This is a genomic window from Shinella sp. SUS2 (assembly GCF_001262505.1).
In the GTDB taxonomy this organism is placed as follows: Bacteria; Pseudomonadota; Alphaproteobacteria; order Rhizobiales; family Rhizobiaceae; genus Shinella.
Map to the genome: position 1 here is coordinate 1 of NZ_KQ410769.1, position 13,801 is coordinate 13,801.

Genomic DNA, 13,801 nt, shown 5'->3' on the forward strand with positions numbered 1-13,801 from the left:
GACGCAGCCTGATATGCCCAAGGTCTTCATCACTCAGCGTATAGTGCTTGAGCAAATCCGTCTGTGAAGTCGGCAAGCGCAACAGCGCGTCTTTCTGCCGATCGGTTAGAGTGACGCGACGCGGCATACATGTTCCTTTTTCAAAATCTGATAGCGTTCAAGACGCTTTGTTTATGAAGCTGGTTGAGATACATTTCCAGAGGTCAATGCAATCGTGGCCGAAGCGCCGCCTCAAACCAACGTTTGTGATACATGCTGATCGGATATGCCCGCGTCTCCAAAGCCGATGGCTCGCAGTCTCTCGACCTGCAGCACGACGCCTTGCGCGCCGCAGGTGTCGAACGGGACAATATCTATGATGATCTTGCTTCCGGCGGTCGTGATGATCGCCCTGGCTTGACTGCCTGCCTCAAGTCATTGCGTGACGGCGATGTGCTGGTGGTCTGGAAGCTCGATCGCCTCGGACGATCGCTTGCCCATCTGGTCAACACGGTGAAGGAGCTGTCAGACCGCAAGATCGGCCTGCGGGTTCTGACTGGAAAGGGCGCTCAGATCGACACCACGACTGCGTCCGGTCGCATGGTGTTCGGAATCTTCGCCACCTTGGCCGAGTTCGAGCGGGATCTGATCCGAGAGCGCACCATGGCGGGTCTCGCCTCCGCGAGAGCGCGCGGTCGCAAGGGCGGACGAAAATTCGCGCTCACCAAAGCTCAGGTGCGTCTCGCGCAAGCCGCCATGGCCCAGCGCGATACTTCAGTTTCCGATCTCTGCAAGGAACTCGGCATCGAGCGCGTCACTCTCTACCGATATGTCGGTCCCAAAGGCGAGCTCAGAGACCATGGAAAGCATGTTCTCGGACTTACGTAGCAACTCGTTTCTTTTCGCAGGTTGAGCCACCTCCGCGCTTCATCAGAAAACTGAAGGAACCTCCATTGAATCGAACTAATATTTTTTTTGGTGAATCGCATTCTGACTGGTTGCCTGTCAGAGGCGGAGAATCTGGTGATTTTGTTTTTCGACGTGGTGACGGGCATGCCTTCGCGAAAATCGCACCTGCTTCCCGCCGCGGTGAGCTCGCTGGAGAGCGTGACCGCCTCATTTGGCTCAAAGGTCGAGGTGTGGCTTGCCCCGAGGTGATCAACTGGCAGGAGGAACAGGAGGGTGCATGCTTGGTGATAACGGCAATTCCGGGAGTACCGGCGGCTGATCTGTCTGGAGCGGATTTGCTCAAAGCGTGGCCGTCAATGGGGCAGCAACTTGGCGCTGTTCACAGCCTATCGGTTGATCAATGTCCGTTTGAGCGCAGGCTGTCGCGAATGTTCGGACGCGCCGTTGATGTGGTGTCCCGCAATGCCGTCAATCCCGACTTCTTACCGGACGAGGACAAGAGTACGCCGCAGCTCGATCTTTTGGCTCGTGTCGAACGAGAGCTACCGGTGCGGCTCGACCAAGAGCGCACCGATATGGTTGTTTGCCATGGTGATCCCTGCATGCCGAACTTCATGGTGGACCCTAAAACTCTTCAATGCACGGGTCTGATCGACCTTGGGCGGCTCGGAACAGCAGATCGCTATGCCGATTTGGCACTCATGATTGCTAACGCCGAAGAGAACTGGGCAGCGCCAGATGAAGCAGAGCGCGCCTTCGCTGTCCTATTCAATGTATTGGGGATCGAAGCCCCCGACCGCGAACGCCTTGCCTTCTATCTGCGATTGGACCCTCTGACTTGGGGTTGATGTTCATGCCGCCTGTTTTTCCTGCTCATTGGCACGTTTCGCAACCTGTTCTCATTGCGGACACCTTTTCCAGCCTCGTTTGGAAAGTTTCATTGCCAGACGGGACTCCTGCAATCGTCAAGGGATTGAAACCTATAGAAGACATTGCTGATGAACTGCGCGGGGCCGACTATCTGGTATGGCGCAATGGGAGGGGAGCAGTCCGGTTGCTCGGTCGTGAGAACAATCTGATGTTGCTCGAATATGCCGGGGAGCGAATGCTCTCTCACATCGTTGCCGAGCACGGCGACTACCAGGCGACCGAAATTGCAGCGGAACTAATGGCGAAGCTGTATGCCGCATCTGAGGAACCCCTGCCTTCTGCCCTTCTCCCGATCCGGGATCGCTTTGCAGCTTTGTTTCAGCGGGCGCGCGATGATCAAAACGCAGGTTGTCAAACTGACTACGTCCACGCGGCGATTATAGCCGATCAAATGATGAGCAATGCCTCGGAACTGCGTGGGCTACATGGCGATCTGCATCATGAAAACATCATGTTCTCCAGTCGCGGCTGGCTGGTGATAGATCCCGTCGGTCTGGTCGGTGAAGTGGGCTTTGGCGCCGCCAATATGTTCTACGATCCGGCTGACAGAGACGACCTTTGTCTCGATCCTAGACGCATTGCACAGATGGCGGACGCATTCTCTCGTGCGCTGGACGTCGATCCGCGTCGCCTGCTCGACCAGGCGTACGCTTATGGGTGCCTTTCCGCAGCTTGGAACGCGGATGGAGAAGAGGAGCAACGCGATCTAGCTATCGCGGCCGCGATCAAGCAGGTGCGACAGACGTCATACTAGATATCAAGCGACTTCTCCTATCCCCTGGGAACACATCAATCTTACCGGAGAATATCGTTGGCCAAAGCCTTAGCGTAGGATTTCGCCCTCTCCCGCAAACGACCCCTGGTGCTGCACGTCCTGCACAGCGAACCCTCGCCCAGCCGCACCCTGTCCACGGTGCGCCGGCTCTCCGCCGGCCAGCGCGAGACCTTCATCACCCTGCTGACGCATATCGCCGGACATTCCCCCTCTCCCGCCGCGCGGGAAATCATCGGCGGCATCCTCACCAGCGCGGTGGATTCCGGCGGGGACTTTTCCGAAGAGTTTCAGTCCATCCTCTCCAACGTGCAGAAGGCCACGGAACCATGGTCGGCCACCAGCCCGGCGGGCAAGCTGTCCTCCAGCTCAACCTTCCGGCTCTCCGAACTGGTGGAGGGCACCGGCACCCTGTTCCTCTGCGTCGATGAAGACCTGCTCGACGTGTATTCCCGCTGGCTGCGGGTCATGGTCGGCTGCACCCTCAAGACCCTCACCCGCGCCAAAGCCAACAAACCCCGCCGCAAGGTGGTGCTCCTGCTCGACGAGGTGGCCGTGCTCGGTCGCCTCGACGTGCTGGAAAAGCAGTCCGGCCTGCTGCGCGCCTACTGCACCCCGGTGCTGATTTGGCAGAACCTGCCGCAGGTCGCCAAAATCTACGGCGACAACGCCGCCGCTTTCCTGGCGAACGCCTCGGCGCGGCTGTTCTTCGGGGTCAACGACAACGAAACCGCCACCTATGTCGCCACCATGCTGGGCCACACCCCGGCGGAATCGCAATCGGCAAGCGTCAGCTCGTCCGCCTCCGGCTGGGAGCGCCGGAGCCAGTCGCAAAGCCAGTCCGACAGCAATTACTGGCTGCTCGACAGCGCCGAAATCCAGCGCCTGCCGCTGACCAAGGTGATTGTGAAGCTGCGTAACTGCCCGTTCCCCATCTTCGGCAAGCGCCTCGATTACCGCAAGATGTGGCGCTGGCGCGGCCTGTGGGACAGGTGGGAGGCCACCCCGCAAGGGTTCATGCAGGAACCGCAACCGCCGGAACGGCTTGACCCTGCGCCGCAGGCGGCGGCTCACGGTGAGCCTGCGTCCCCGCCCCCGGCCTGCTCCTAGTCGAACAGGCCGCGCTTGCGCCCCGGTGCGCGGCTGCGTGTCCTCGGCTGGGCCAGCCGCGCCCACCCTTCCAGCTCGCGGATGCGGACAAGCCCGCGCTCGCGCCGATTGCCGCCTAACCGCATCAGCTCGTCAAGCTGCTTCATCATGCCGACAAGCTGCCGGAACCGCTTGCGGGCGTGCTCGGCCTTCTGGCGGCGCTGCTTCTCCTCCTCGGCGGCTTTCCAGCGGTTGAACCGGAACTGGCTGCCTTTGAGCCTGCCTTCCGTCCAGAAGGTGATGCGCCGCTCCCAATAGTCCATCTTGCGCTGGTAGCGGTCAAAGCGCCGGTTGATGCGCTCAACGTCACGGCGTAGCCGCTCGTCGTTGCCGACAACAATCCGCTCCAGCCAGTCCAGCCGCGTGCCGCTGTCGCGCGCCGGATACTCGCGTACGCGCTTGGCCGGGGCTTGCCCCGGAGCGCGCGCCTTCACCGCCCCCACCTCGCGCACCCGGCTGACCGGCGGGCGCTGGTGGCGCACCGCCTGCCGTGCCCTCGGCCCAACGTGGATTTCCGGCGCGCGATTCAGCTCGGCGGCGCGGGCCATGTCCTTGCGCTGCAAGGCGTCGTCCCGCTGCGCCACAAGGGTGCGGTGGTCAACCCGCACCTGCTGCCCCGCGCGCGCCAGCGCGGCATTGCAGGACACCGCCCATTCGGCCCGCCACAGGTTCAACAGCTCCTTGCTGTTCCATTCCCGTGTCTTCACGGGATCCAGTCCGTCCGGGGTTGCCCGGCGCAATGTCAACATGACATGGGCATGGTAATTGTGGCGGCTCTGCCCCTGCTCCGGCACTGGGTCATGCAAGGCGATGTCCGCCACCATGCCCCGGTTCACAAAATGCCGCTGCACGAAGCCGCGCACGAGCTCCAGCCGCTGCGCGGCGTCCAGCTCGTGCGGCAACGCCATATTGAACTCGCGGGCAAGCTGGGCGTCGGCGCGCTTCTCCATGCGCTCGACCGTGCCCCACAACAGCTCCCGGTCTTCCAGCCACGCCGCCGCACCCACCGGCACCATGATTTCGGCATGGGCCACCCCTTTGCGGCGGCTGTAATCGTGGAGTTCGCCGGTACGGTAATCGCGCACCTGCGACCCGCTGCGGTAGGCGGCGGCTGCCGCCGCCTTGGAGCCGGGACGCCCGCTGCCGTCAGGATTCAGCTTGGCGGTGCGGCCAAGGATTTGCCCTGAGAAGTGGTAAATCGCCACGCGGTTCTCCCGTGGTGGCATCCTTGCCACCCTTAAAAAACAAGGCCCGGTCGGGCCTGCCTTTCCGGCCACACGCCACTCCTGTGGCGGCCGGAGCACCTATGTTGCGAAGCAATGTATAAGTGCGCTATTACCTCGTCAACTCCACCCCTTCCCTCCGCCCTGTGGCCTGCTATCCTCGCCCTCCCTTCCTCTCGTCCCCCGCCCCATGAAGCTGCCGCCCTATCACCCCACCCGCCTCGTCGGTAACATTGCCGCACTCGTCCTCCTCGCTCTGGGGGGCGCGTATCTTCTCGACCACATAGCCCGCTGGTTCGGCGGCACCTCCAACGCCTTCTGCGCCACGGTCGCTTTCTTCGCACCGCTGTCGTTCTCCATCGGTGTCGTGCTCTGCACCGTCGGCGTGCTGGTCTGGGCCGCGTCCCGCTTCAAAGGCGATGCCGGTGTGGGTCTGATGATTGGTGGCGCGCTGCTGTCGGTGCTGCCCGGCGTCATGCCGCGCTATTTCGCCATGGAGTGCGTTTTCACCCCCTGAAAAAATCGCGCGGGGCGCTCCGCGCCCGTCGCGGGGGCAAGCCCCCTGCACCCCCTTCGTGCCTCACCTCATCGCCCTGCCGTAGGCTACCCGTGGGGGCTGTCTGCCCCCACACCCCCGAGGATATTTCTAAAAGGGTTAGGAGGGGTTTTGAGGTCGGGCCACCCCGACCTCCACTTTGACCAGCAAAACGCTTCTGAGGGCGTCCTGTGGCCCGCTGTGGGGCACCCTGTTTGCGATGCTTGGCAGAAGACCGATGCTGTGATTCAATGCGACCACGGTACAGGCTGGGAAGCCGATGACCGTAAAGGGTTAGGACGCCACCGTCTTCGGGCGGTGGCGTTCTCCGTTTTGAACCCTCTTTTTTCTTTCAAAAATCAGAGAAGCCTTTTTTCTGTAATTCTGGAATGGGTTCTGAAAAAGCGTTCTGATGGTGTTCTGCATTGTTCTGATAAGTGTTCTGTATCCTTATTATAGGAAGCGCGACCAAGTCTGCGGAGAAGCGCGACCAAGTCTGCGGTAAATGCGCGACCAAGTCTGCGGAGGGGCGCGACCAAGTCTGCGGAGATTGAGGGCAAAGCGCGACCAAGTCTGCGGAGGGGCGCGACCAAGTCTGCGGAGGACACCCTGTAACCATCGGATTCTAAAGGGATTTGGAAAAGCCGGGGGCGCGACCAAGTCTGCGGAGCTAAGATGCGGGGATGTCAGGTCTTTTTCAGCGGCTTGCGTACCGGCGGAAGGGCCAGCACGGCAGGGTCGGCGGGACTAAGGACAAGTCCTTGCTCGGTGAGCTTCAACGGCAGGTTCGGCAGCACCTCCTTCAAGTGCCCGACCTCCTCCTTGAACTTGGCCTTGAAGTCGCGCTGGCGGGTGAAGCCCGAACCAAACTGCTCGGTGATGGCGTCCCAACTGATGTGCAGCGGCTCGTTGATGTTGTGGATGCGCCAGCCAAGCCAGAAATACAGGTCGAGCTTGCGGGCGCTGCCCTGAAAGGCCCTCACGGCGCGGGCATTGACCGGCAGGGCGTGCTTTTGCAGGCTCTCGAACATGGTGTGGCTGAACGTCACCGTGGACGGCCACAGGGAAGGCTGGTCGTGATGCGCGGACAGCCACACGTCCATCTCCTCAATCGGGAAGAACTGGCGCGACCGCACCTTGTTGCCGGTCCAAGAGGATATTTTGATTGAGCAACTGGCGAGGGCGTTCAACTGTTCGCGGAACGCGGTCAAAGGCCCCTTCTTGCCGCCGCTGTCGGAGAAGCCCATTTCCCGGACAAATGCGGTGAAGGTGTCCGCGATTTCGATGGTCGGGCTTTGCTGGCGGATAGCCTCGGAGCAAAGGTGCATCAGGATGAGGCGGGCTTTCGGCCCGAACGGGAGCGGCTGGAGCACCTTGGAACCATCCGGCCCGCGGAGGGAACCGGCGGCCACATCAATCGCCATATTGCCCTGCTCGCGGCTGTATTCGCGCACGTCGAGCGGCAGGCGGTCATAGGGCAGGCCGCAGATGGCAAGGACGCTGTGCAGGTGGCGTAAGTCCTCGGCCTGCGGTTCCTCGTTTAGGAAGTGGTCATGCACCTCGGCGCGGCGGCGGCGGTCACGCGGCATCGCCTGCAATTCAGTCTGGCGCTCCGCGTCGGACGCATCGCGCTTGGTCTGCTCCTCGATGAGGAGCTGAACCTCAAGGGCCAGCAGCTTCGGCAGCAGGTTGCGGCGCTTGTGGCGCTCAAGTTCCTTCCGCAAGTCCGCATCACGGATGAGGGATACATCGGGCATCGTGTCTTCGCTCATGGCCGTGTGTCCCTCATTCTTACTATTAGCTCTGTAACGCTATAACGCTGTAGCGTTATGACGCTTTAGAGTTGTCTTTCATTTCGGCGGTGGTGGCGTAACCCCGCTTGCTCAACACCGCGTCGATGCCTTCCATGAACAGGTCATGCACCTTTTTGCGGCCTTCGTGGAAGGCGATTTCCTCCAGCTTGTCCTTGACCGACAAGGGCAGATAGATGCTCGTCTTGAACATGCCGGATTCGCCCTTGGCGGGCTTGGTCGCTGGCGTGACGGCGGCGTTATCGGCGGCGGGCACCTCGTCAACCGGCGTGGTGACGGCTCCGAAAACGGATGGTCTGGTGGCCTTGCTCATCGCGTTTTTCCTTTCATGCGTTTATCGACCCATTGCCACAGTGCGCGGACTTCGTCGGCGGCTTTGCCATCGGCGGCGTATTCCGTGACCCCCTGCCCTGCTGCATAGGCGTCCTGATGGTCGGCGCGCTGGGCAATATTCGGTTCGGCTAGAACGCCGAGGGTTTTCAGTCCTGCGGCCATTTCGGCGGCGCGTGAGTTGCGGGGAATGGCGGAGCATTGCGTGAGGATGAACGCGAACGGCTTGCTGAGGCGCTGCAAAGCCTGCGCGGTCGGTAGCACCGCGTTGCCGTCGATGCGGGTGGGCCGTATCGGCACAAGGCACAACTCGGCGGTTTGCATGGCAATGTGGGTGGTCGGGTTGTCGGCTCCGGCGGTGTCGATGATGGTCAGGGTGAATCCCTGCCCTTTCACGCCGTCGAGCAGTTTGGGCAGGTCGGCAACCATGGTTGCCGGTACTTTCTCGACATGGGGAAGCTCGGCCTCGCGCAACTCGCCCCACGTCGCCAGAGAGGCTTGAGGGTCAAGGTCGAGCGCAAGCACCTTTTCTCCGGCCTCTTGGGCCGCGACGGCAAGGGAGGCGGCAAGGGTGGTTTTGCCGGTTCCGCCCTTCTGGGTGACGAGGGTAATGATTCGCATGGCGGTACGTTACCACGGCATCCATAGAGTTAAAGCGTCACGACGTGATAACGTCAAAACGCTTTAGAGCTATGATGCTATAACGCCACAGAGTTATAGCGTTATGACGTTATTCGAGGCGGGATATGGTGCTGGCACTCACGTTATAGGAGCGCGCAATGTCCCGCACAGGTTCACCGGCTGCCTTGCGTTCGCGGGCTTGCTGCTGCTGGAACGGGGTCAGCTTGCGCTTCGGGCCGAACGTCTGCCCGCGCTCCTTGGCGCGCCTGCGGCCCTCGCTGGTGCGGCTCTTGATAAGCTCCCGCTCAAACTCCGCCAATCCGCCGAGAACGGTCAGCATGAGCCGTCCGTGCGGTGTCGTGGTGTCCGCCCATACATCGGAGAGGGAACGGAACGCCACGCCGCGTTCCGCCAGCGTGCCGAGAATGTTCAACAGGTCACGGGTTGAGCGGGCGAGGCGGTCTAGCCGCGTTACCAGCACGGTGTCGCCTGCGTTGGCCGCCTTCATCAGGCGGGCGAGCTGGGCGCGGTCGCTCCGGGCACCGCTGACTGTTTCCGCGAAAACCTTCTCCGCGCCTGCGGCGCTTAATGCTTCCCGCTGGGCGTCCAGCGTCTGCCCGTCCGTCGATACCCGCGCGTAACCGTAAATCATGCCGTTATTGTGCAACGGACTTATGCAACGCGCAACGGATTGATTTCAGGGCAGGGGAGGGGTGTTGCATAAGTCTTGAATTATGCAATGTGGCCATGCGCCACCTGTTGCCGGTTTGCGTCTCCAGCCGACACGTTATTGGGGAGCATCCTGCTATCTGTTTGACTCTTTGGGTGGGCTTCTGAAACCTTCGGTGTAAATCACTGAAGAATGGCCCCATGAACGATTCGAAGTTTCTTAAGACGATTGCTGACGTCAGTAAAATCATTACGCCGATAGATAGCGCAATCCGCTTTCCCGAAATCCTCGACGTGCTCTATGAGAAATACTCTGGGCCGATTGAGACCTTCTGCCAGATTATCAAAGCAAGCGAATCCAGCGGTGATGTGCTCAAGAGCATCAGAAGCAAGGATAGAGATTCGGAGGAGAGAATGGCTCTCCTCAAGATGTATCGTCGTTGCGTCTCTCCGGTTCTCGACACGGAGACAACCAAGAAAATCCAGAAAATCAGCACGGATACGCTGATTGAAACCTATGGGATGACCTTTAAGCCCATTGGCAAGCTGAAAGAGCAGTTTGAAGACCTGACGCCGGAGGCACGCTTCGCCCTGGCGGCGCTGATAGGCGAATATGACACCCGTGGTCAGTCCGGCTATGAGTTAACCGGGCTGTTCTTTGACTGGTTTGAAGAACACTTCAAAGACTCGTTCACTATTGAGGGGCCGCGCGGAGCCGGGCGTGATATTGAGCTTTCTACGATTTACCCGGAGTTCAAAAGCGCCTTTCCGTGCGATTTTGTCATCCGCCGCACCGTTGATAGCGAGGTCGTCGCCATTGGATTTGCGCGGTACGACTCGACGCGCGGCGGGGCGCAATCCGATGACCGGACTGGTGGCAACTCAAACAAGGTTGAGAAGGCCAAGGCGTTCGATAAGCTCACGCCGACAAACCTCAAGATGATTTTCCTCTCTGACGGGCCGGGGCTGATGCACGGCGATACATGGAAGGAAGCCTGTGACCTCGATGGCGACTGGGATGGCCGGGTGAGGGTTATCACGCTCAAGCTGGCACCCAAGCGCATAACCCCCGAGTGGCTGAACAGCTAGATGAGGGATAAGGCCTCGATTTCCTGCCGATAATTCTCATACAGGCGGCTGTCCGTGTAAAATGCACATTCCCGCACGGGGATGCTGTTCTGGATGAGTGAGAACTTTGGCTCGTCATCATTGTTCGGCTTGTTGACATAATCACCCATCGCTTCAAGGCCGTGGCGCATACGACGCAGCGTTGCCTTTGCTGCGGTAAAGGATGCGTCGATGCCGATGAACCGGCGACCTAAATCGCGCGCGGCTTGAAGGGTAGTGCCCGAGCCGCAGAAGGGGTCGATAACGAGGTCACCCTCGTTCGAGCTGGCCCCCACAATCATCTTCATCATGTCGAGGTTCTTCTCGGTCGGATAGCCGCTGATTTGGATGCTCTGGTGGTGGGCATCCCGATATTGCTCCCAATAGTCGCTAAGGGTGCGTTTCTTGTCGGCTGTCCAATAGACCTTACGGCGTGGGTTGCCATTTTTTGACCAGTACATATCTCCCGCCTTGTCCAGCTCTTCCAGCTTTGCGGGGGCATACTGCCAGTGTTTGCCGGGTGGAGGCATCATGTCTCGCCACGGCATACCGGTTTCGCCGTTCCGCGTTCCGGGGGCGTGGATGGGCACCAGCTTATAGCGTCGGCCAAACTCATCCATGCGCGGGTATTCCTTCAAAACCCAATCGTCCTCGGCATCGACGCCCGGTTGGTTCCATGTATAGGAGCGGCCCTTGCTGTAGAACAGCACAAAGTCGTTGAGGTTGGCGTATTGCTTGCTTGTGAAGTTTTTGCTGCTGCACTTACGACGGGTGATGAGATTGCGGAAATTGTCCGGGCCGAAAATCTCATCCATCAGGATTTTGAGATGGGCAACCATCTGGTGCCCGATATGGACATAAATCGAGCCATCATCCGTCATGCACTCGCGCATCAAGATGAGGCGACGACGCATGAACTCGATATACTCAGCTTGCCCCATGCGGTCATCATAGGCGTGTTCCAAGTCACGGGAATGGAAGTCAAGGCCGGTGCCATAGGGCGGGTCTAAATAGAAAAGCGTGGCTTTTCGACCGGATTGCACCAGCTCTTTGAGTGCAAAAAAGTTATCATCCAGTACGAATGCATTGTCCGAAAATGTCGGCGATTTGAACGCTTGGCTTTGCGTCAGGGATAGGAAAGCGCGGTCGGTCGGGCGCATGATGTGACTGACGCTGGCTTTGTTGGGGTAGGAGAGTTCGACGCCTGCCCGTTGAGGGGGCAGAGGCAGGCCCTCGTCGTAGAAATTGCGGGCGGAGATAGCATCCGGGGAATGCTGCTCTCGTTTTGTAATGCCAGTAGCCATGCGTTTTATCTTTCGGTAACCAAATTAGAACAAATCAGGAATATCTGGCGGAATGGTGCCCATAAAAGTGTGAATACATCAAGTGGGGTGAGCGAAATTAAGATGGTAACCAGAAAGCTCATATTGAAGGGTGTGGGCTTTCTGCATCCGCAAGCCCCTATCAATGGATAGGCAGGTGCAGGAATCTTCCTGCAACCCTGCCTGACCGGCGAGGTCGGGGGTAGCAAGGGCAAGGGTTTCAGGCGGCGGGCGCACAAGCGCAGCGCGGAGCCTCGGGAACCGCCCCCTTGACCGCGCGGGGGGCGAAGCCCCTTAGCGTCTTTTACCCCTGCCACACAAACGGCGTGCTCCGCCCCAGCACCACGCGAATATCCGCCGCGTAATAGTCCACGCTCTCAAACGGCCCCGCCTTGACCGGAATCGGCGTGTTGCGGAACACCGCCGCCGGTTCCAAGTCCTGCTGGCGCAGATAGACCGACAACGTCCGCCAGTCGCGCCACCCCTCCAGCCGCTCAAGGTGCTGCCGCTTGATAAGCAGCGGTTTGGTGAACTCCCACAGGTCACGGGCAGGGTTCAGCAACAGGCTGAAGAAATGGGCCTGCATGTGGTCGTTGAGGCTGACCGTGTCCCCCAACCGGGGCAGGTGTTCCAGCTCCACCTTGTCCAGCGCCGCATGGGCTTCCCCCAGCGGCAAAGCCATGATGTAACTGTTCAGCTTCTGGCTGTCGTAAGTGCCCGGCGGCAACTCCACATGACGGCATATCTTGGCGGCGTAGGTCTCATAAATGGATGTCATAAAGTTCGTTCTCTGGCTCGCCACGAAACTGACCCTTGCCGTCATCGGCGCGGTGGCCTTTCTCCTCGAAAAGCTCACCGGTCACGTCCGCAAAAAAGCACAGCAAGGCGCGCCGCAGCAAGAGCCGCGCCCGGCTTATCAGGCTCCAGCCTCTGCACCGGCAAGCGCCGTTCCCGCCGTGCATGTCCATGTGCATATCGACCAGATGCACGCGCAACCGGCCCCCATGCCGCCGCCCCAACCGCCCATGACCTCCGCTCCGCCGTCTCCGGCGGCGGTGCTCGACCGGCCCGACCACCGCATTTACGTTACCACCGGCAGCCACCTGATGCAGGAGCATCCGGCCTGCGATGACCTGCTCGACCGCCTCGACTATGTCCTTTACCGCGCCGCGCATCATGACGGCGAGCCGTTCATGGTCGCGCCGCCCCTCGATGAGGCGCGGCATGGCCGCGCCATATCCCTCGACCTACCGCCTGTCGCTGCCGTCGATGAAGGCGAGTTTTTTAGCGAGGAACGGCGCAACCTGCCGCCGCCGGATGGGGCGCTCTGGTTCCGCAAGGATGGGGAAGCGCCGCAACGGCTTGCCACGAGCACCCCGTCGTAAATGGGCAGCAAGGCCACTCCGGGGCCTTGCTGTTCCCAAGCCCCCGCTACGACCGGGAACACGGGTCAAGGCCGAAGAGCGAAGCGTGCCTTGAGGCGTGTTGTCGGGCGTGGCCTTTAAATTTTATCAGGACAGAGCTGCAACCATTGATATTCATTCGCAGGCTGATAGCTTGCGAAATGTTATCGAAACATAGGGGCACGGTATGGACACGTTTATTGGCATTCTGGTTGTGGTGGGCTTTGTCGTCATCGTGGGGGCACCGACCTTCATTCGAGAGTTTAACAAAGCCAAAGACCCGAATAACTGGAAGAAATGAGCAAGGCGGCCGCGCTGACGCTTTCCTGCCAGCCACGCGGGCAGAGGGTTTGCCTCGCGCGCGCGGCTGACGGACACTTCCGCCATGGATGTTCTCAACGGATTTTTCTGGCTGCTTTCCACCGTGCTGTACGGCGCGGTGTGGCTGGTGCGTTTCGTCCTGACCCTGCCGCTGCGGCTGGTCAGGGCAGACCGCAACCGCCGCAAGGCCCACGGCTCGGCGCGCTGGGCGCACCGCTGGGAACAATGGTGGCACGGGGCCGTCCGTGGCGAAGGTGTTCTCCTCGGTCGCGGGGCCTTCGGTCGCCTGCTGCGGTTTTCGTCTGACGGCATGGTGATGGTGTTCGCCGCCATGGGGGCGGGCAAGGGGCTGGGGGTGGTCATCCCCTCCCTGCTCACTTATCGCGGCTCGATGGTCGTCACTGACCCCAAGGGCGAGAACTACGCCATTACGCGCCGCCAGCGCGCCCGCTTCGGCAAGGTGTGGATGCTCAATCCCACCGACCTCGCGCATTCCGAGCGGTTCAACCCGCTCGACATGGTGCGCGCGGGCACGCCGCAGGAAGCCGACGACGCCGAATCCCTCGCCCGCCTGCTCGTCGTTCCCGACGCGCGGGAATCCCATTGGGATGACAAGGCCACCTCGCTGGTCAAGGGACTGGTGGGGGTCGTTTGCGGGAGGGGGCGGAATCCTACGCTAAGGCTTTGGCCAGCGATATTCTCCGGTGAGATTGATGTGTT

Annotated in this window: 16 protein-coding genes; 8 read left to right on the top strand and 8 right to left on the bottom strand. The window is 60.5% G+C overall.

Annotated features, from left to right (window positions below):
• Positions 1-127: DUF4158 domain-containing protein (locus AKG11_RS35920; RefSeq protein ID WP_156334195.1), on the bottom strand; the 127-nt coding region annotated here is incomplete at its 3' end.
• Between the two features lie 125 nt (positions 128-252).
• Between AKG11_RS35920 and AKG11_RS31645 the strand changes: the two genes are divergently transcribed.
• The 4 genes from AKG11_RS31645 (at position 253) to AKG11_RS31665 (ending at position 3,700) form a co-directional block, all read left to right on the top strand.
• Positions 253-867, top strand: a complete 615-nt coding sequence (locus tag AKG11_RS31645; RefSeq protein WP_000904906.1) for a recombinase family protein — start codon at positions 253-255, stop codon at positions 865-867.
• Between the two features lie 65 nt (positions 868-932).
• Positions 933-1,736, top strand: a complete 804-nt coding sequence (aph(3'')-Ib, locus tag AKG11_RS31655) for an aminoglycoside O-phosphotransferase APH(3'')-Ib (RefSeq protein ID WP_001082319.1) — start codon at positions 933-935, stop codon at positions 1,734-1,736.
• Positions 1,736-2,572, top strand: coding sequence for an aminoglycoside O-phosphotransferase APH(6)-Id (locus AKG11_RS31660; protein WP_000480968.1), 837 nt, complete (start codon positions 1,736-1,738; stop codon positions 2,570-2,572). Before aph(3'')-Ib ends, AKG11_RS31660 begins: the two co-directional genes overlap by 1 nt.
• A 108-nt stretch (positions 2,573-2,680) precedes the next feature.
• The gene (locus AKG11_RS31665; RefSeq protein WP_050746861.1) at positions 2,681-3,700 is read left to right on the top strand and encodes a type IV secretory system conjugative DNA transfer family protein; all 1,020 of its coding nucleotides are present in this window, start codon (positions 2,681-2,683) and stop codon (positions 3,698-3,700) included.
• Here the strand turns inward: AKG11_RS31665 and mobQ are convergent.
• Positions 3,697-4,944, bottom strand: a complete 1,248-nt coding sequence (gene mobQ / locus AKG11_RS34045; RefSeq protein ID WP_197284052.1) for a MobQ family relaxase — start codon at positions 4,942-4,944, stop codon at positions 3,697-3,699. The genes AKG11_RS31665 and mobQ overlap by 4 nt on opposite strands.
• A gap of 208 nt (positions 4,945-5,152) precedes the next feature.
• On the opposite strand from mobQ, the gene AKG11_RS31675 reads away from it, so the two are divergent.
• Positions 5,153-5,479: a hypothetical protein gene (locus AKG11_RS31675; protein WP_050746862.1), complete on the top strand. Its 327-nt coding sequence runs from the start codon at positions 5,153-5,155 to the stop codon at positions 5,477-5,479.
• A 704-nt stretch (positions 5,480-6,183) separates the two neighbouring features.
• Here the strand turns inward: AKG11_RS31675 and AKG11_RS31680 are convergent.
• From AKG11_RS31680 to AKG11_RS31695, 4 genes are all read right to left on the bottom strand, one after another.
• Positions 6,184-7,269, bottom strand: a complete 1,086-nt coding sequence (locus tag AKG11_RS31680; RefSeq protein ID WP_050746863.1) for a replication protein RepA — start codon at positions 7,267-7,269, stop codon at positions 6,184-6,186.
• 55 nt (positions 7,270-7,324) lie between these two features.
• Complete coding sequence (locus tag AKG11_RS31685; RefSeq protein ID WP_050746864.1) at positions 7,325-7,621, bottom strand: hypothetical protein; 297 nt, start codon at positions 7,619-7,621, stop codon at positions 7,325-7,327.
• Positions 7,618-8,259, bottom strand: coding sequence for a ParA family protein (locus AKG11_RS31690; protein WP_050746865.1), 642 nt, complete (start codon positions 8,257-8,259; stop codon positions 7,618-7,620). Before AKG11_RS31690 ends, AKG11_RS31685 begins: the two co-directional genes overlap by 4 nt.
• Positions 8,260-8,368: 109 nt before the next feature.
• Positions 8,369-8,911, bottom strand: a complete 543-nt coding sequence (locus AKG11_RS31695; protein WP_050746870.1) for a recombinase family protein — start codon at positions 8,909-8,911, stop codon at positions 8,369-8,371.
• A 218-nt stretch (positions 8,912-9,129) separates the two neighbouring features.
• On the opposite strand from AKG11_RS31695, the gene AKG11_RS31700 reads away from it, so the two are divergent.
• Positions 9,130-10,017: a hypothetical protein gene (locus tag AKG11_RS31700; protein WP_050746866.1), complete on the top strand. Its 888-nt coding sequence runs from the start codon at positions 9,130-9,132 to the stop codon at positions 10,015-10,017.
• Here the strand turns inward: AKG11_RS31700 and AKG11_RS31705 are convergent.
• Together AKG11_RS31705 and AKG11_RS31710 are read right to left on the bottom strand one after the other, a co-directional pair.
• Entirely contained in the window at positions 10,014-11,339 is a 1,326-nt protein-coding gene (locus AKG11_RS31705) for a site-specific DNA-methyltransferase (RefSeq protein ID WP_050746867.1), read from the bottom strand. The genes AKG11_RS31700 and AKG11_RS31705 overlap by 4 nt on opposite strands.
• 322 nt (positions 11,340-11,661) lie before the next feature.
• Complete coding sequence (locus AKG11_RS31710; protein ID WP_156334196.1) at positions 11,662-12,135, bottom strand: hypothetical protein; 474 nt, start codon at positions 12,133-12,135, stop codon at positions 11,662-11,664.
• Between AKG11_RS31710 and AKG11_RS31715 the strand changes: the two genes are divergently transcribed.
• Both AKG11_RS31715 and AKG11_RS31720 read left to right on the top strand, forming a co-directional pair.
• Entirely contained in the window at positions 12,125-12,742 is a 618-nt protein-coding gene (locus tag AKG11_RS31715) for a hypothetical protein (protein ID WP_050746869.1), read from the top strand. The two genes, AKG11_RS31710 and AKG11_RS31715, sit on opposite strands and share 11 nt — an antisense overlap.
• A 403-nt stretch (positions 12,743-13,145) precedes the next feature.
• Positions 13,146-13,801 (top strand): type IV secretory system conjugative DNA transfer family protein (locus AKG11_RS31720; protein ID WP_197284053.1); only part of this gene is annotated, 656 nt, incomplete at its 3' end.

Coding starts and splice junctions, on each gene's coding strand:
- AKG11_RS31645 (WP_000904906.1), top strand. CDS start 253: ATGCTGATCGGATATGCCCGCGTCTCCAAAGCCGATGGCTCGCAGTCT.
- AKG11_RS31660 (WP_000480968.1), top strand. CDS start 1,736: ATGTTCATGCCGCCTGTTTTTCCTGCTCATTGGCACGTTTCGCAACCT.
- AKG11_RS31675 (WP_050746862.1), top strand. CDS start 5,153: ATGAAGCTGCCGCCCTATCACCCCACCCGCCTCGTCGGTAACATTGCC.
- AKG11_RS31680 (WP_050746863.1), bottom strand. CDS start 7,269: ATGAGCGAAGACACGATGCCCGATGTATCCCTCATCCGTGATGCGGAC.
- AKG11_RS31685 (WP_050746864.1), bottom strand. CDS start 7,621: ATGAGCAAGGCCACCAGACCATCCGTTTTCGGAGCCGTCACCACGCCG.
- AKG11_RS31690 (WP_050746865.1), bottom strand. CDS start 8,259: ATGCGAATCATTACCCTCGTCACCCAGAAGGGCGGAACCGGCAAAACC.
- AKG11_RS31695 (WP_050746870.1), bottom strand. CDS start 8,911: ATGATTTACGGTTACGCGCGGGTATCGACGGACGGGCAGACGCTGGAC.
- AKG11_RS31700 (WP_050746866.1), top strand. CDS start 9,130: ATGAACGATTCGAAGTTTCTTAAGACGATTGCTGACGTCAGTAAAATC.
- AKG11_RS31705 (WP_050746867.1), bottom strand. CDS start 11,339: ATGGCTACTGGCATTACAAAACGAGAGCAGCATTCCCCGGATGCTATC.
- AKG11_RS31715 (WP_050746869.1), top strand. CDS start 12,125: ATGGATGTCATAAAGTTCGTTCTCTGGCTCGCCACGAAACTGACCCTT.
- AKG11_RS31710 (WP_156334196.1), bottom strand. CDS start 12,135: ATGACATCCATTTATGAGACCTACGCCGCCAAGATATGCCGTCATGTG.